The following is a 17,193-nucleotide window of genomic DNA, read 5'->3' on the forward strand; positions in this document are numbered from 1 at the left end:
ACAAGGACTTCCCGCTGCCATCGGGGGCGATGGCGCGATCCACCGACGCCGGATCGGATGACAACTCCTAACGCTGACTTACTAATATATCTCCACCGATCTCGCCGCCAGATTTACGCGGATTTGGACCGCCACTAACACGCCGACCTCGTTATCGCGTTGTCCCGCGCCGATACGGCGTTAAGCGAACTTTCCGGCCTCGGCCGCTTCCTGCCCAATCCACATTTATTAATCGCTCCGTATATTCGTCGTGAAGCAGTGTTGTCCTCCCGCATCGAAGGCACCCGCGCCACGCTGTCCGATATTCTGTTGGACGAAGTACATGCCGCTATCCCTCATGGCGACGAAGCCGATATCCGCGAAGTACGGAACTACGTAACCGCATTGGAGTTCGGCGTTAAACGGTTGCGCAAGTTACCGCTGTCGCTACGCCTGGTGCGCGAGCTGCACGATAAATTAATGAAAGGCGTACGTGGCAACAGCGCGACGCCCGGCGAGTTCCGGCGCTCGCAAAACTGGATCGGTCCAGCCGGCAGCACCCCGGTAACCGCAACCTATGTTCCGCCGCCACCGGCACACATGCAAAAGACTCTCGCACAATGGGAGCTGTCGTTGCATGATCGGAATAAATATCCCGACTTAATCCAATGCGCCCTCATGCACGAGCAGTTCGAAGCGATCCATCCTTTCCTGGACGGCAACGGGCGCATCGGTAGATTGCTCATCACGTTATTTCTCATCGAACGCGGACGCTTAACGCAACCGCTACTCTATCTTTCCGCCTACATCGAAGCGCACCACCAGGACTACTACGATTTACTGCAACGCGTACGCACCCATTGCGATTGGTCAGGGTGGCTGCGATTTTTTCTACAAGGCGTAACGGAAACCGCAACCGACGCACTAACCCGCGCCGCCAATCTTATGGACCTGCGCGATAAATACCGCCGCCGACTAACCGGCAAGCCAAACGCACTAGTATTGCTCGATACACTCTTCGCCAACCCGTACACTACTGCCGCCATGGCGCAGAAGATTCTCCGCGTATCGAATCCAACGGCACGCCAGGTTATCGTGGCGTTGGAGAAGGTAGGAATGCTAAAAGAAGTGTCGGGGAGGAAGTGGGGCCAGCTCTACATGGCGCGGCCTATTTTGGCGGTGATTGAAAAGCCGTTTGCGTGAGTCTATTCAGAATCGATACGACGGCGGAGAAAGGGTAGCGTCCCCAATGGCACTGCTTTAAGCCGTGCGTACCAAGAAACAGCTGTCATTCCCGCGCCGGCGGGAATCCATACGGCATATCCGACGTTGTTTAGCCCGGCATGGATCCCCGCTTTCGCGGGAATGACGCGGTGTCGTTTTTCCAATACTAATCACCATGGAGGCCGAATAAATGTCAATTTTCATGACACTCGACGGAGTGCAAGGCGAGTCCGCAGACAAGGGGCATAGCAAATGGATTGATGTGGCCTATTTCCAGTGGGGCACCAAACGACTTATCACATCGGCGACTTCAACTCGGGGCGACCGGGAGTCATCCAACGCCGTGATCAGGGATTTATTAATCCGGCGTTTTATGGATAGAGCGACGCCGCAATTGTTTATTGAAAGTTGTTGCGGGGTCGGGAAGACGGTGACGCTACATTTAACGAAGACTGGAGTTGGTGGTGGAGCAGACGTCTACATGAAATATGTTCTGAAAAACGCGTTGGTCAGCTCGTACTATGTAGCTGGCACCCGCGAGGATACTTTCCGGCCTGTCGAACATTACAAGATAAGCTTTATAGAGTTGGAGTGTCGATATACCCCTTACGACGAAAACGGAAAACCAATGGCGCCGATCTCGGTGGCGTTTGATACGGCGACGAGTACCAAACGGTAAACGAAATCAAACGCGAGATCTAAACATCGATTTATTTGCTCAACAAAGAGGGAACATCCATGGGTGAAGAAATTCTTCTGAACAAATCAGGCGATACTGTCGAGTCGCACGAAAAACTTTTGCTCGATGCATCATTGATCCAGAGGATATACAAACATAAGGGCCAGGAACTTAGCGCCACTGTGTGGCGCGCCCTGAGAACAGATGTAGAGACGGAGGGACCGCTACACCCAGATTTTTATCGTAGGCAGAAATCCGATGGAAGTTATAGAGATCCGGATGTAACAATCCAAACTATCGACGGATTCGAGTACGTGGTTCCGAAGCTTTATAAAGATACTCGGAAAAGTATTTGGAAAGTTGAAGGCGCATCCTTATTCGACAAGGAAGGCGTTTTTGGGAACAACCAGTGGGATTACTTCGAAATACCGGCCGGAACGGAAGTCCCCGAAGGCATTTTGATAATTCGAGATGACAAGAATAAACGTTACGACACGATACACTACTCAATCGTGCCCAATTACATGATGCCGGTAAGCGAATTCAAGGAAAAACTTGACGAACTTGCTCGTGACGCGCTAAAGAAACGCGCTGCACTTGCTCGTAAAGCAGTATAGACAGCAAAAGAGGCTAGATTATGTCGGAAATCAATAACCGCACGTTGCTAATATGTTTGCAGTCGGTTTATCAGAGCATAAAACGCTTTGAAGGCTTGCTCGAATCGGAAACTATGAGGAAACCAGCAGACATTCAAGAATCGCTGCATGACTACGACCGAGCGCTCGAAATTCTTAAAGATCTTTACGAAGAGGAGTTATCGAAGGGAGCCGATTTACCTCCTATCGAGGAGATTATTCAGGACAGAGAGTCCAAGGAAGCGATTCCATTTAAGAAAAAATCGTGATGGCTGAAAAAACAGAAGCACGCGTCCTCGACCCGCTCTCCTAGGAGGAACATTTGGGGCAGACTTTCCGTGCCCCCGCTCGACCGGTCGTCTCGCCTCCTGGAGGGGGAAGGCAGGCATTTATATATTGAGAGGGTTGGTCCGAGCCTAAGCGAAAATCCGTCACTTCATGGTGGATTTTCATGGTATATACTCGCCGCATGATTAAACGCACGGCGATTCTCCGCACCCTGAAAGCAGCCCTGGAACGCAGCCGCGTGGTTGTGCTGGTGGGGCCGCGCCAGTGCGGCAAGACGACGCTCGCGCGCCAGTTGTTGAGCGAAGACTCCATCAACTACTTCGACCTGGAAGATCCGGCCAGCCTCGCGCGGTTGGACGAACCCATGACGGCGTTGCGGCCGCTGAAGGGGCTGGTGGTGATCGACGAGGTGCAGCGGCGGCCGGATCTGTTTCCGGTGTTGCGGGTGTTGGCGGATCGCAAGGATAAGCCCGCGCGGTTTTTGATTCTGGGCAGTGCGTCGGGCGACTTGCTGCGACAGACGTCGGAAAGCCTGGCCGGGCGCATGGAGCGAATCGCCATTGATGGTTTTTCGCTGGCGGAGTTGGGTGCGGATGCCGAACCGGTCTTGTGGCGGCGCGGAGGGTTTCCGCTGTCGTATCTCGCCGCGAGCGAAGCCGACAGTCTGGCGTGGCGTAAGAGCTTTATTCAAACACTGCTCGAACGCGACTTCCCGCAATGGGGTGTGCGCGTTCCGGCGACCGCGTTGCAACGCTTTTGGACCATGCTCGCGCATTACCACGGACAGATATGGAACGCGGCGGAGGCGGCGCGGGCGCTGTCGGTGGGCGAGTCCACCACTCGGCGTTATCTCGACCTGTTGACGGATGCCTTGATGATCCGTCAGTTGCAACCCTGGCACGCCAATCTGCGTAAGCGCCAGGTGAAGTCGCCGAAGATATACGTGCGCGACAGCGGGCTGCTGCATCAGTTGCTTGGCATCGGTACGGCGAAGGTATTAATGAGCCATCCTAAGCTCGGTGCGTCGTGGGAAGGCTTCGCCATCGAGCAAGTGCTGATGACCGAACCGCACGAGGAGGCATTCTTCTGGGCGACGCATCAGGGGGCGGAGATCGATCTGATCCTGCGCCGTGGCGACGAGTTGCTGGGCGTGGAGTGCAAGCGCGCCGATGCGCCGCGTGTGACGCCCTCGATCCGCGTTGCGCTCGACGACCTCAAGCTTGCGCGCGTGGCGGTGCTCTATCCGGGTAGCAAGCGCTATCCGCTGGACGAGCGCGTGGAGGCGGTGCCAGTGCAAGGGCTCGCCCAAGGGAAACCCATCTTTCGAGAAGCGCCGTGAGCGATACGCGTATGTCGAAAAGCCGTTCCTGGATCAACTCGCGGCGCTCGACTGGGAGGTGATCGAGCAGGCGCAGGGCGTCATTCCCTCAAACCCGGCGAAGAGTCTGCGCGCGAATTTTCGGGAGTGGTTATTGCCGGAAGTGTTTCGGGAGGTAGTGCGTTCCATCAACCGCTTACCGGACGGCAAACTCTGCCGAACTTCCATGAACGTAAGGAGTGGTTGAGAAAGAACGGCGCGGGGCTCGATGTATGAGGCGGTGATTCCCAATCGCATGAAACGGCAGAGGAAAAAAGCGACAGATTCCAAAATAAATAGGTGATCGATTTATTTTATCGGCCCCAGTCGGTTACTTTTTCATCCGTGCATCAGTCCTCGAGCCTGCCTTCGACGTAAACGACGCATTTACAAAAATAGATCCGAACTTTTTTCAAGGCGCTTTTGTACTGCCTATAATTGCCGGTCTTTTGTTAGCATCGCGGTTCCCCAGGAAACGAAAATAAAAGGATCTTCCGCATGCTCACTACCGAACGCACTCACAAAGTCATCCGCGGCGACTGCCTCTGGAATCTCGCCGAACACTACTACGGCAACGGTAGCCTCTGGCCCATGATTTACCAGCACAACAACCGCAAAGAGATCAGCCAACGTACCGGCACCCGGATCGTAGATCCCGATCTCATCCTCATCGGCCAAACCTTACTCATTCCGCCGCTCGCCGCTAAACCGGCCGCCAGCCAACTGAATCCGATCCGAAATCAAGTCAGCCAAAACCGCGACCGCCATTCACAGAGCAGCGTCCCTCGCAGCACCGACGTTATACGCGTGCGCCAGCGCCAACCCAATCCTCCGAACGGTGGCGAACCCATGGCTCGCAAACCCGCCGGCTACATCGCCAGCCCCGGCCTCGTTTTCGAGCTCAACAAGCACGAGCTGATCGGCAAAGGTCCCGGTTATTCAGTGAAAGCGACCCTCTTAGGTCGACTACTGATGCAAGCCAAAGCCCCTGTATCGTTGCCCGACATCAACGCGAAAAGCCTGAAGCACGTGGAGTTCAAAGCCAAACAAGACGCCGAAACCCTCTACGGCACACTCACGAATTCCGCCAAATTCGAATTCGATCCCACTAAGCGCACCGTAAAGTTCGAATGTGGCCTGACCACACATGCCAGCAACATCCCCAACGCGCCTGAAATTTCGGTAGTCGCGAGTATTGATTCGGTTACGGGTCAACCGGTGCTTAAGGGGAGTGTGGAGTACCCGATGATCAAGGGAGTAATCAGCGGCCAATACTATGTGGGGGAGAGTGTCAGGGTTGAGGTGGAAGTAACGTTTGACAAAAAAGTTGGGTTAACAAAAGACCTCATAGTTTCGCCAAACGAAAACGAGGTCTGGAACCAAATCACCGACAGCTTTAAAGGCGTGAGCCTCGGCGCGGTCGCGGTAGTACTGGTTGTCGCCGCCGGGACGCTGATCATTGTCACCGTGGTCGAGGACGTCGTGACCCTTGGTATCGGTACCCTCGACGACCCCATCTCGTTCGCCGCCGCTGCCGGCATGTTTTTCGGCGGCCGAGCACTGTGGGGCCGTGCCGCCGTTTCCTTAAGCCGCGTGTTCCGCTCCGCCACCATCGCCGCCGCGGGCCTCACTGCAAACCCGGCCATGGCGGCGCCTGATGAGGATCTCCCGCCGCCATCGGGGCTGGGGATTGCACCGACCTTTGGTGGGGCGTCGCGTTAACGCAATGGCCCTAAGTCGACGCACCAAGTTCCGTCGCCTCGGATTAGCGGGGGTCCTGCTGATGCTGGCGATCGTTGTGGGAGTCGAAGCCGTCTTGATAGCACAGGGTTTCCACCTCACCGACGGGGTGTACTACTACACCCGCTTTGAGCAGGATTTAGAGCAGCTGCATACGAAGTACGGTGTTAGCGTTGCAACCGAGATTAAAGAGGAAAACTATCCAAAAAGTTGGACCACAGAAATCGTCTTCATGCCGGAAGTTGTCCCGCTGGAAAACTCGCTGGGCGTCAGCCAGATGATTCATGCGCTGACGTTGGCCCTCGAAAAATATCCGCCGAATCTAATTCGAAAGGAGATCAAGGAATTTGTCTTGTTGGAAACGTTAACCGTCAATAGCTTTCCTGCGGGTGGTACTTACGATACGTCAACCAAACGGATCTTTATCGCAAGAATAGGGAGGAAAGGCGCTGCGCACGGAGTTGATTTCATGCAGGAGACCTTCCACCACGAACTCAGTTCCTTGCTGAAGCGCTCCTATCACTTCCCAGAGCAAGATTGGAAAAAGGCCAGTGGCCGCGACTTTTCCTACCAAATTGAGAGCGATCCTGAGCTATTTATTAATTATGCGCACAATCTCGCTGAGGTGCCGGAGAACGAAGCTCTCTATCAACGTGGCCTCCTCAATTTCTACTCCGAAACCGGATTGGAAAATGATTTTAATACCTATGCGCAAACGGTATTCACCGATCCTCAAAAAGTGCGCGCATTGATTCGGCAGTATCCTGTAATCCGCGATAAATACGCCGTGTTTAAAGCGTTTTATCTTGGCATCAACAAAGGCTTCGCCCCCGTCTTTGCAGCAATCGACTAAGGAAAAGGTCGTGGTAGCTGTGTTTCGAGTCTCCCGCACGACGTTGTGTTAACACGATGGCATCAACAAGTAGACACCTCAAGCGCCGCCACCTCGGATTAGCAGCGATCCTGCTAATGCTGGCGATCGTCGTGGGGACGGAAGCCGTGTTGATGGTGAACGGCTTCCACCTCACGGACGGACTGTATTACTGCACTCGATTCGAACGGGATCTCAAGCAGCTGCAAGCGAAGTATGGTGTTAGCGTTGCGACCGAGATTAAAGAGGAAAACTATCCAAAGGCCTGGACTACGGAAATCGTCTTCATGCCGGAAGTTGTCCCGCTGGAAAACTCGCTGGGCGTCAGCCAGATGATTCATGCGCTGACGTTGGCCCTCGAAAAATATCCGCCGGATCTCATTCGAAAGGAGATCAAGGAATTTGTCTTGTTGGAAACGTTAACCGTCAATAGCTTTCCCTATGGCGGCACCTACGATAAGTCAACTAAACAGGTATTTATTACAAGGAAAAATAACGAACTCCAGGAAAGTTTTCATCACGAATTCAGCTCTCTGCTGAAACATGCCTACCGTTTCCCGGAGCAAGATTGGAAGAAGGCTAATGGCCGCCATTTTTCCTACAGGATTGAAAGCGAGCCTCAGTTCTTTGTCAAAGTTATGCACGATCTTGTCGAAGTACCAGGTAAAGAAGCCCTTTATCAACGCGGCCTCCTTAATTTCTACTCCGAAACCGGACTAGAAAATGATTTCAATGTCTACGCTGAAACAGTATTCGCCCATCCGAAAGAGATGCGCGCGTTGATTCAGCAATACCCTGTGATCCGCAATAAATACGCCGTGTTCAAAACGTTTTATCTCACCATCGACAAACGTTTCGCCCCTGTTTTTGCGGAAATAGATTAAGGACGATGTTGTTTGGTATCGATATCCTCGACGACCCCATCTCGTTCGGCGCTGCTGCCGGCATGTTTTTCGGCGGCCGAGCACTATGGGGTCGTGCCGCCGTTTCCTTAAGCCGCGTGTTTCGGCCCGCCACCATCGCCGCCGCCGGTCTCACTGCAAACCCGGCCATGGCGGCGCCTGATGAGGATCTCCCGCCGCCGTCGGGGCTGGGGGTTGCACCGACCCTTGGTGGGGCGTCGCGCTAACGCGATGGCCTTAAGTCGACGCGCCAAGTTTCGCCGCCTCGGATTAGCAGCGATCCTGCTGGTGCTGGCAATTATCGCGGGGATGGAAGCCGTTCTAATAGCGAACGGCTTCCATCTCACCGACGGGGTGTATTACTACACCCGCTTCGAGCAGGATTTTCAGCAGCTTCAAGGGAAGTACGGTATTAGCTTGGTTACTGAGGTCCAAGAGAGAAACTATCCAAAGGGCTGGACCTCCGAAATTGTCTTCATGCCCGAAGTCGTCCCGCTGGAAAACAGGTTGGGCCTCAGCCAGGTAGTTCATGCACTAACACTTGCCATCGAAAAATATCCAGCGTCGTTGATCCGTCGGGAGATTAAGGGAATTGTGTTGTTGGAAACGTTAACCGTAAATAGCTTTCCATACGGCGGCACCTACGATGCACCAACCAAGCGGCTCTTTATCGCGAGGAAAGGAAATAAAGGCGCCGCACCGGGAGTGAATTTTTTACAAGAGACGTTTCATCACGAATTCAGCTCCCTACTCAAACGCTCTCATCCCTTTTCGGAGCAGGATTGGAAAAATGCCAGCGGCCAAAATTTCACCTACCGGATTGAGAAAGATCCAGGGCTATTTATTAATATGGCGCATGGATTAACTGAAAAGCCGGACGACGCAACCCTCTATCAACGTGGCCTCCTCAATTTCTACTCCGAAACCGGATTGGAAAATGATTTTAATGCATATGCTGAAACGGTATTCACCCATCCTCTAAAAGTGCGCGCATTGATTCGGCAGTATCCCGTAATCCGCGATAAATACGCTGTGTTCAAAACGTTTTATCTTGGCATCGACAAAGGCTTCGCGCCCGTCTTTGCGGCAATCGATTAAGGAAAGGTAGTAGTAGCCGCGTTTCGAATCTCCCGCACGACGTGGCGTTAACGCGATGGCATCAAGTAGACAGCTCAAGCGCCGCCTCGGATTAGCAGCGATCCTGCTGGTACTGGCGAGCATCGTCGGGGTGGAAGCCGTGCTTATAGAGAACGGCTTCCACCTCACGGACGGGCTGTATTACTGCACCCGATTTGAGCGGGATTTCGAGCAGCTGCAAGCGAAGTATGGCGTTAGCGTTGCGACCGAGATTAAAGAGGAAAACTATCCAAAGGCCTGGACCACTGCAATCGTCTTTACGCCCGAAGTTGTCCCGCTGAAAAACAGTCTGGGGGTGAGTCAGATGATCCACGCATTGGCGCTTGCTCTCGAAAAATATCCGCCGGATCTGATTCGGAAGGAGATCAAGGAATTTGTTTTGTTGGAGACGTTAACCGTAAATAGTCTTCCTATTGCCGGCACCTACGATAGGTCAACCAAATGGATTTTATTGCTAAAGGCGAAAATAAAAATACTGTCCGCGGGGTTGATGCACTTCAGAGTACGTTCCATCATGAATTCAGCTCCTTGCTAAAATATTCCTACAACTTATCGGAGCGGGATTGGAAGCACGCCAGTGGCAGCCATTTTGCTTACCAGTTTGAAGACGACCCCTACTCATTCAATAGCAAGATCACCAGAAAGCCAGACAACGAATCCCTCTATCAACGTGGTCTCATTAATTTTTACTCCGAAACCGGACTAGAGAATGATTTCAATACCTATGCGCAAACGATATTCACCTACCCTAAAAAGATGCGCGTACTCATTCAGCGATACCCCGTAATCCGCGATAAATACGCCGTGTTCAAAGCGTTTTATCTCGGTATCGACAAAGGCTTCGCCCCCGTCTTTGCAGCAATCGATTCGTAAATAGAGCTCACAGCAATGGAGCACAACAACCGTCTAGCGCGGCTACGGCGCAATTCTGCTCGTGCATGGCACCGTACGCTTGCCGACACGGTGGCTTTTGTCCGCGAGGCTAAGTATCGCCTGGGAATAGGGACGATCGTTCTGGTTTATGTGATCGCCATGGAGGTAAACGCCAGGTGGGCCGCTGACGGATTTGATGTGTACGATCAGATTTATTACTACACCGACTTCAATCGCGACTTCCAACAGTTGCAAGTAAACTACGGCCTTACTTTCGCCATCGATATCAAGGAGACAGACTATCCCGACAGTTGGGCCATCGAACCCGTCGCTAAAGTGTCTCCACTGGAAAACGATGTCGGCCTCAGTCAGATGATCCACGCGCTGTCGCTTTCCCTAAAAAAATACCCGGCGGATTTGATACGCAAGGAGCTCAAAGGGCTGGTGTTTCTGGAGAAGCTGACGACCGATGGTATTCACACCGCCGGTACTTATACGTCAACCCAACGGATCGTTATTGTAAGGACAGGCGATGGCATTGCCGATAGTGTCGAGCAGCTTCAAGAAACCTTCCACCACGAATTCAGCTCCCTTCTGAAAAATTCTTACAACTTCTCGGAACAGGATTGGCAGCGTGCCTCCGGCAAAAATTTTTCTTATCAACTTGAAAACGATCCGTACTCATTCGTTAGCAAGCTTACCGAATATCCGGCCGACGAAACCCTCTACCAGCGAGGCCTGGTTGAGTTCTACGGCGAAACCGGGTTGGAAAACGACTTCAATACCTATGCGCAGGTGATATTCACACATCCCCAACAGATGCGCGTCCTCATTCGGCAATATCCCGTGATCCGCGATAAATACGCCGTATTCAAAAGGTTTTATCTCAGCATCGACAAACGTTTGGCCCCTGTCTTTGCGAAAATCGATTAAGGACGACGTTGTAGTGATCGCGCTCCGGTGCGGCCTACGATCCTACGTAGCGAGCTTTGACGGCGCATTCAATCCTGTGTCCATTCGCCGCCAAGCTGCAGGCGGCATACCGACGATTCGTTTGAACGCACGCGCAAAGGCGGCTTCGGAGTCGTAACCGACTTCGAGGGCGATAGTAGCCACGCTCGACTGGCCGTCACGCAGCAATCGTGATGCGAGTTGTACGCGCCAGTTGGCCAGATACTGCATGGGCGGCTGGCCGATGAATTGCACGAACAGTTCGTGCAGCGCCGAGCGTGATAGGCTCACCTGTTTGCCTAAGTCGTCGATGCTCCAGTCCGCGGCCGGTTTCTCGTGCAACAGCGCTAAGGCACGGCCGACGAAGCGATCGCGCAATCCGGCAAGCCAGCCGGTCGATTGTTCCGGCAGGCTATCGACGTGGCGGCGGACGGCGTCGACGAACATCATTTCGCTCAGACGTTCGAGCAGCGCTTCGCTGCCGGGACGTCTGCTGTTCGATTCGGTCGCCGCTAGACGCACGAATTGCTCGCTCCAGGCGCTGTCGCTGGTGGCCGGGAGATGCAGCCGCCGCGGCAGTGTGGCGATCAACGGATTGAAGGGTCGCGTATCGCAGCCGATGAAGCCGCACACCAAGGTAGTGGACGGCGCGCGATCGGCGGAAGGTGCCGAGTCGGACGTGGCGGGAATCATCTGCGGCCCGGCGCCGTCGTAGGCAAGGCGGAACGGACGTTGCTGACTTGTCATTTCGTGGTACCAACTGACGTGAGGATCGGCGCGCATGCCGGGCGCGCTCGATACGACGTGGGCATCGCCGTGTGGCAATAGGATGATATCGCCCTGCCTAAGCTTGAGCGGCGATATCGCGCGAGGCCGGCGCCTCGGCGGCCCATTTGCCGCCACACGATACGAAGTAAAACACCGCGCTGCGCAGCCGCACGCTGCGCAGTACGTCGGAGAGGGTGTCGTGGCTCATGGGTTGGCTCGGTAGCTTCGCGATTAAGGACACGCGATCGATTTTCGTAGGTGGGCCAACAAATGGCTGCCGCGAAATTACATTGCCGGACGTGTGATCAAATCTGCAGGACTTTGGGTGAAGCGTTAATCGGTGGTGAGGTGAATAATAGGCCCTCGTTGTCACTTCATACGGAGGTTTTATGTCAGTTACTAAGGAAACACTCAAACCTGCCACCGCGGCGAATCCCCCTAATTTCGAAGCGATCAAAGCGAAACAGCAGGCCACGTGGGCCAGTGGCGACTTTGCGGTGATCGGTATTACGTTGCAGATCGTCGGTGAATCGCTGGCCGAGGCGGCAGATATCGGCGCCGGCGAACGCGTGCTCGATGTCGCCGCTGGTAACGGCAACGCAACGCTTGCTGCGGCGCGCCGTTTTGCCGAGGTCACGTCTACCGACTATGTGGAGGCATTGCTGGCGAAGGGTGCGGCACGAGCGAGCGCGGAGGGGTTGAACGTCACTTTTAAAGTGGCCGATGTCGAGGCGTTGCCGTTCGCTGATGAAAGCTTCGATGCGGTGTTATCCACCTTCGGTGCAATGTTCACGCCGGATCACCGCAAGCCCGCCAGCGAAATGCTGCGCGTGGTTCGGAGCGGTGGGCGCATCGGCCTTGCCAATTGGACGCCGGAAGGATTTATCGGCCAGTTGTTCAAAGTGATCGGTAAGCATTTGCCGCCGCCGGCGGGGCTCGAATCGCCGGCGCTGTGGGGCACCGAGCCGCACATCGTGCAGTTGTTCGGTGGAGACGCTGCCGATATTCGTAGCACGCGGAAGATGTTTAACTTTCGCTATAAGTCCGCTGCGCATTGGATGCAAATTTTTCGTGATTACTACGGGCCGACGCTTAAGGCGTTCGCGGCGTTGGATCTGGCCGGGCAGAGTAAGCTGGAAGCTGATATCACTGAGTTGCTCGAACGCATGAACGTCGCTGGGCGTGATTCGTTGGTTGTACCGGCGGAGTATTTGGAAGTGGTTGTCGTTAAGCACTGACATTGAAAGTGCGGCAGTGTTGGAGAGGTGGGGCATCCGCGCAGGACGGGATGGGTTGTGATCGCTGGTGCAAAAAACCCACCCCCTCCCCCTCCCCCTGAGGGGGAGGGGGTGGCGGCTGATACGTTTCGGCGTTTGCTTTAAGGTAAGTGCCATTCGACTCCGACGCCTTAACTAGTTCTAGCCCTCCCCTTGAAGGGAGAGATGTCGGGTTTTTCGCTTAAATTAAGCGTTATTCGGGTTGGGATGGGGCTTTGATCGTTTAACCCTGCCGTTTCACTGCTGGCATTAGGTGCATCCAGCAAAAGTGCGTATAGTCGACGTCTGCAGAGCTTGTACCCGTGATCACTTCCGAAGGTTTCTTGGTTAATCCCGTCACCCCCGGCCAGTATCCAGTCAACAAGACTGCACCCACAAACCGAAACAGAAGGTGATTTTCAGATGGCAACAGGAACCGTGAAGTGGTTTAACGACGCGAAGGGCTTTGGCTTTATTACCCCGGACGACGGCAGCAAGGATGTATTCGTACATCACTCCGCTATCCAGGGCGCCGGCTTCAAGTCGCTCGCTGAAGGACAGAAAGTGACGTACACGCCGGAACAGGGCCAGAAGGGTCCGTCGGCAGGTAACGTTCAGCCCGCTTAATTGCGAGCGATACGGTAGTAAAAGAATCCCGCCAGTGGCGGGATTTTTTTTGGTACTGCACACGTACAAGCCAGCGGTTGTGGTGTACCGGGGAATTTTAGGATCAGCACAGGTTTTCGCTACAATTCGATTCCGCCCGATTTCGACAATGTCGTTTTTAAAACCGACGAGTCAGTTAACTGGATACAAACTAGATCATGAGTAACCTGCCCAAGTGCCCGAAGTGCGCCTCGGAATTAACTTACGAAGACGGGAGTATGTTCGTCTGTCCGGAATGCGCGCATGAATGGTCAAAAGCGGCGGTTACCGAAAGCAGTGATGAGACGCGCGTGATAAAGGATGCGCACGGCAGCGTGCTGCAGGACGGCGATACCGTCACCGTCATCAAAGATCTCAAGGTCAAAGGTTCGTCGCTGGTGGTGAAGGTCGGCACCAAAGTGAAAAATATCCGGCTGGTCGATGGCGATCACGATATCGACTGCAAGATTGACGGCATTGGCGCTATGAAGCTGAAATCCGAGTTCGTGAAAAAGGCGTAGCGCCGATCATGAGGATTCGATGAAGCCAGGCGTACTAAAATGGGTGGCGGGCAGGGTAGGACGCCAAACCATGCACAATAACCTGGTTCAAGTTTCGTAATATCGATCATGTCATCTAAACGGCGACTGCCTATCTTTCCTCTTATCGCGCTCGGCTACGTATTGATTCAGGTCTATGCCGTCTGCCGCGTCTATGTCGGGCTCGCGCTGCCGATACAAGCGGTTCCCGTTTTAGTGGCGGGGGTCATGTTCATGACGTTTTCGTTGCCGTTGCTTTGGCGGCTCGAGCATCGTGGGCAACATCGTTTGGCCACCGTCATCGCTTGGCTCGGTTTTAGTTGGATGGGGTGGGTGTTTTTATTTTTTTGGATTTCGCTCGGGCTATCGCTCATCGGTGCGCTGGCGGCGAATTTCTCGGTGTACGCTTCTAGGTTGCAATCATTCGGAACAGCAGCACTGGTCTCGTTGGTCGTTGCCGCTTATGGCTTTTTCGACGCGCGGCGCGTGCGCATTGAGCGGGTGACGCTCGTGTCGCCGAAGTTATCGGCAGCGAGCGGTAAAGTTCGGGTAGCGTTGATCTCGGATGTGCATCTGGGTGTGCTCGTCGGTGCTCGTTGGTTGCGCCGGCTGGTCGAGCGGTTGCGGCGGCTCGACGCCGATGTGGTGGTGTCGACCGGTGATCTTGTCGACGGTCTGGAGTATCGATTGCGCGAGTTGGCACCGATCTTCGATAGCTTGCGGCCGCGTTATGGCAAGTTTGCGGTCACGGGTAATCACGAGTATTACGCCGGTATCGGTCACGCGCTGAGTTTTCACCAGCGCGCCGGCTTCACGTTGTTGCGGGCGGAGAGTGTTGATATCACCGATGAGATCAGCATCGTCGGTGTCGACGATCCTGCCGGTCGGGTCAACACCGACGAACGTGTGCCGCTGGCGGCGTTGGCGCGCGAGCGGTTCAAAATTTTGCTGAAGCATCAGCCGGTGTTGCGGCCAGGTGCCGAAGGATTGTTCGATTTGCAGCTCTCGGGGCATGTGCACCAAGGACAGATCTTCCCGTTCGGGTTACTGGTGCGGTTGGTGTATCGCGCGCGTACCGGGCTGACGCGTCTTGCCGACGGCGCCTGGTTGTATGTGAGCCGCGGCACCGGGACTTGGGGGCCGCCGATGCGAGTGGCGGCTCGGCCCGAGATAACGCTGATTGAAATCGAAGCGGCCGGCGATCGGAAAGGGTAGCGTCTGCTAATGGCAACCGAACGCCCGCCCCTTTACGGGGAGGGCGGGAGTTCGGATGGGTTTGTGTGTTGGTAATTCAGAGCGCCCGCCTTCCTTGCCAGCTGCGCCACATAAATCGATCCGCTCAACGTAAAGTCGCCGCCGTCGAACTGCAGCGGCAAGTGATTCCCGTCGGTCAGTTGGCAGTGATCCTGGGGGCAAAGGGCGTCGTAGACGGAGAAATACTGGATCTTGGTATCGCGAAACGCCTCGGCGAATAACTTGTCGGTCTGCTTCTGCTCGGTTAAACGATCGCGCTCAACCAACGACGGGTCGTTTCGCAGGATGCTCATCGCTAGCATCCGCGGCAACGAATGCCGGTATTCCACGGTCGGCCCCAACACCACTACGCGGTCCGCATAAGCGGTTAGCGCCGTTGCGGTTTTCTTGATGCCTTCGATATCTTCGGGAGCCCATCGAGCTGTAATCAATATTGTGTCGACGTGGTGCTTCAGCAGAAAGTCGCCGACTACGAATTTCACCAGATCGGTGCAGTAGCGCCATGCCTTGGCGCCAATGATGGGTTTGCAGCCATGGGCGGTTGCTTCGAGGAAATTGATCTCCGGATCAACCTGCGCCAGTCCGGCCCACAAACTGGCGGCGTGATTGTCGCCGATCAACAGATAGTTTTTCTTGTCGGACGAAATGGGAAGGCATCGTTTCTGGTCGAACCGTCCGAAGTCGGCGAGGTTGGCGTTCAAAAAGCAGCTGCCGTTTTGCATCGATGCCTCGCTGCTATCGAGCACCGACAACATCCGTTGCGCCTCTTCCGGCATATTCCACAGGCGAACACTAAGGGGATAGATCAAGACGCTGACGACGAGGAGCATCGCCATTGCCGCCGCCGAGGTCGACAGTGTCGCTACTGAACCGAATCGATAGGGCTTGCGCCGGAACGGTTCTTCAACGAAATACCAGCTGAAAACGGCAGCGGCAAAACTTAAGGCCATCATGCCGAGTTTTTGCATCCGTGTTAGCGGGTCCCACCAATACAACGCGGCGATTTCGATCGGCCAATGCCAGAGATAGAGCGAGAAAGAAATCAGGCCGATAAACCGAACCGGCTTTATAGCAAGTAGACGCGAGGTAATCGTCGGCCATTTCTCGCCCGAGTGAATCACGAGTGCGGCGCCGATACCGGGAATGAGTGCCATGAACCCAGGGAACGGCACATCGTGCAAATGATACGAATGCACGCCGGCGGCGATCGATATCAAGCCTATAACACCGAGTGCCTCCGCGGTTGCGCGCTTGCGGATCTCCGAGAAAGCGCCGACTGCCAGCAATGCTCCAACGAGTAGCTCCCAGGCGCGCGACTGCAGCAGATAAAAAGCGGCGGGTTTATTATGGATAAAGATGAGATAACAGGAGATTGCGAACGATAGGAGCGTCAGCCCCATTAAAATTTTCGTTACGTGGTTTGGCAAATAACGACGGATCGCCAAAAGGATGAGTGGGAAGCCAATGTAGAACTGCTCCTCCACCGACAGCGACCACGTATGCTTGAGCAGCGGCAGTTGCTCGATATCGTTCAAATAGCAGTGGATGTTGGAAAAAAATAGTGTCGCTGCCGCCACGCTGCTGTTGAAGTTCGTGATTTCGTTCGGCAGATAAACGCTAACCACGTACAAGCTGCAAACGGCGAGCATGAAGAATAAAGCCGGAAAAATGCGGCGCGCGCGGCGCACATAAAATTTGGTGGTGGAATAGGTGCCTGCATCCATTTCGGCGGAGATCAGCTTTGTGATCAGATAACCCGAGATCACAAAGAAAACGTCGACGCCGATGAACCCGCCGGGGGCAAAACTGAAATTGAAATGGAAGAAAACGACCGACAAAACCGCCGCGGCGCGGAGGCCGTCGATGTCCGGTCTGTACTTCATTTGACTCCCCTTACGCTGACATTTTCCAGTTGAGGAACTATGCCTACGAGCAACATCTGCTCGGCGAGAACGCACCTACATTTAACGGTGCGACGAGCGACATATGCCTTTCTTTTCTTCGCTGATGTTTTTTCTCTCGCTGGCGCCAACATACTGCGCTCGACTATTTATCGTCAACGTTTATAACACCACACCTTATCTGTTGATTTTAT

At 54.4% G+C, this 17,193-nt stretch carries 18 protein-coding genes and 1 pseudogene; 17 read left to right on the plus strand and 2 right to left on the minus strand.

The window, feature by feature from the left end:
• The first annotated feature begins 153 nt into the window (after positions 1-153).
• From HY308_04900 to HY308_04960, 13 genes are all read left to right on the plus strand, one after another.
• On the plus strand, positions 154-1,182 hold the full coding sequence (locus HY308_04900; protein MBI3897621.1) for a Fic family protein: 1,029 nt from the start codon (positions 154-156) through the stop codon (positions 1,180-1,182).
• 211 nt (positions 1,183-1,393) lie between these two features.
• Complete coding sequence (locus HY308_04905; GenBank protein ID MBI3897622.1) at positions 1,394-1,882, plus strand: type VI secretion system tube protein Hcp; 489 nt, start codon at positions 1,394-1,396, stop codon at positions 1,880-1,882.
• Between the two features lie 59 nt (positions 1,883-1,941).
• On the plus strand, positions 1,942-2,499 hold the full coding sequence (locus HY308_04910; protein ID MBI3897623.1) for a hypothetical protein: 558 nt from the start codon (positions 1,942-1,944) through the stop codon (positions 2,497-2,499).
• Between the two features lie 20 nt (positions 2,500-2,519).
• A complete protein-coding gene (locus tag HY308_04915; protein MBI3897624.1) occupies positions 2,520-2,786 on the plus strand; it encodes a hypothetical protein in 267 nt (88 codons plus the stop codon).
• Between the two features lie 200 nt (positions 2,787-2,986).
• Positions 2,987-4,144, plus strand: coding sequence for an ATP-binding protein (locus tag HY308_04920; GenBank protein ID MBI3897625.1), 1,158 nt, complete (start codon positions 2,987-2,989; stop codon positions 4,142-4,144).
• Between the two features lie 516 nt (positions 4,145-4,660).
• The gene (locus tag HY308_04925; protein ID MBI3897626.1) at positions 4,661-5,884 is read left to right on the plus strand and encodes a hypothetical protein; all 1,224 of its coding nucleotides are present in this window, start codon (positions 4,661-4,663) and stop codon (positions 5,882-5,884) included.
• A 61-nt stretch (positions 5,885-5,945) separates the two neighbouring features.
• Positions 5,946-6,755: a hypothetical protein gene (locus tag HY308_04930; protein ID MBI3897627.1), complete on the plus strand. Its 810-nt coding sequence runs from the start codon at positions 5,946-5,948 to the stop codon at positions 6,753-6,755.
• Between the two features lie 116 nt (positions 6,756-6,871).
• The gene (locus HY308_04935; protein ID MBI3897628.1) at positions 6,872-7,657 is read left to right on the plus strand and encodes a hypothetical protein; all 786 of its coding nucleotides are present in this window, start codon (positions 6,872-6,874) and stop codon (positions 7,655-7,657) included.
• A 5-nt stretch (positions 7,658-7,662) separates the two neighbouring features.
• On the plus strand, positions 7,663-7,902 hold the full coding sequence (locus HY308_04940; GenBank protein MBI3897629.1) for a hypothetical protein: 240 nt from the start codon (positions 7,663-7,665) through the stop codon (positions 7,900-7,902).
• A 4-nt stretch (positions 7,903-7,906) separates the two neighbouring features.
• Positions 7,907-8,773 (plus strand): hypothetical protein, encoded by an 867-nt coding sequence (locus HY308_04945; GenBank protein ID MBI3897630.1) that lies wholly within the window; start codon positions 7,907-7,909, stop codon positions 8,771-8,773.
• Positions 8,774-8,828: 55 nt separating this feature from the next.
• Positions 8,829-9,347, plus strand: a complete 519-nt coding sequence (locus HY308_04950; GenBank protein MBI3897631.1) for a hypothetical protein — start codon at positions 8,829-8,831, stop codon at positions 9,345-9,347.
• Complete coding sequence (locus HY308_04955; protein MBI3897632.1) at positions 9,341-9,685, plus strand: hypothetical protein; 345 nt, start codon at positions 9,341-9,343, stop codon at positions 9,683-9,685. The genes HY308_04950 and HY308_04955 overlap by 7 nt, the downstream gene beginning before the upstream one ends.
• A gap of 15 nt (positions 9,686-9,700) precedes the next feature.
• Positions 9,701-10,618 (plus strand): hypothetical protein, encoded by a 918-nt coding sequence (locus HY308_04960; GenBank protein ID MBI3897633.1) that lies wholly within the window; start codon positions 9,701-9,703, stop codon positions 10,616-10,618.
• Positions 10,619-10,660: 42 nt separating this feature from the next.
• Here HY308_04960 and HY308_04965 read toward each other — a convergent pair.
• Positions 10,661-11,612 (minus strand): annotated as a pseudogene (locus HY308_04965) (AraC family transcriptional regulator).
• A 181-nt stretch (positions 11,613-11,793) separates the two neighbouring features.
• On the opposite strand from HY308_04965, the gene HY308_04970 reads away from it, so the two are divergent.
• The 4 genes from HY308_04970 to HY308_04985 all read left to right on the plus strand — a co-directional run bounded on the left by HY308_04970 (position 11,794) and on the right by HY308_04985 (position 15,059).
• Complete coding sequence (locus tag HY308_04970; protein MBI3897634.1) at positions 11,794-12,642, plus strand: class I SAM-dependent methyltransferase; 849 nt, start codon at positions 11,794-11,796, stop codon at positions 12,640-12,642.
• A 441-nt stretch (positions 12,643-13,083) separates the two neighbouring features.
• Entirely contained in the window at positions 13,084-13,287 is a 204-nt protein-coding gene (locus HY308_04975; protein MBI3897635.1) for a cold-shock protein, read from the plus strand.
• A gap of 197 nt (positions 13,288-13,484) precedes the next feature.
• Positions 13,485-13,826: an alkylphosphonate utilization protein gene (locus HY308_04980; protein MBI3897636.1), complete on the plus strand. Its 342-nt coding sequence runs from the start codon at positions 13,485-13,487 to the stop codon at positions 13,824-13,826.
• Positions 13,827-13,934: 108 nt separating this feature from the next.
• The gene (locus HY308_04985; GenBank protein MBI3897637.1) at positions 13,935-15,059 is read left to right on the plus strand and encodes a metallophosphoesterase; all 1,125 of its coding nucleotides are present in this window, start codon (positions 13,935-13,937) and stop codon (positions 15,057-15,059) included.
• 32 nt (positions 15,060-15,091) lie between these two features.
• Here HY308_04985 and HY308_04990 read toward each other — a convergent pair whose 3' ends face one another.
• Positions 15,092-16,981, minus strand: a complete 1,890-nt coding sequence (locus tag HY308_04990) for an acyltransferase (GenBank protein MBI3897638.1) — start codon at positions 16,979-16,981, stop codon at positions 15,092-15,094.
• Between the last annotated feature and the right edge of the window lie 212 nt (positions 16,982-17,193).

This window comes from Gammaproteobacteria bacterium, assembly GCA_016199745.1.
Taxonomy (GTDB): Bacteria; Pseudomonadota; Gammaproteobacteria; order Acidiferrobacterales; family Sulfurifustaceae; genus JACQFZ01.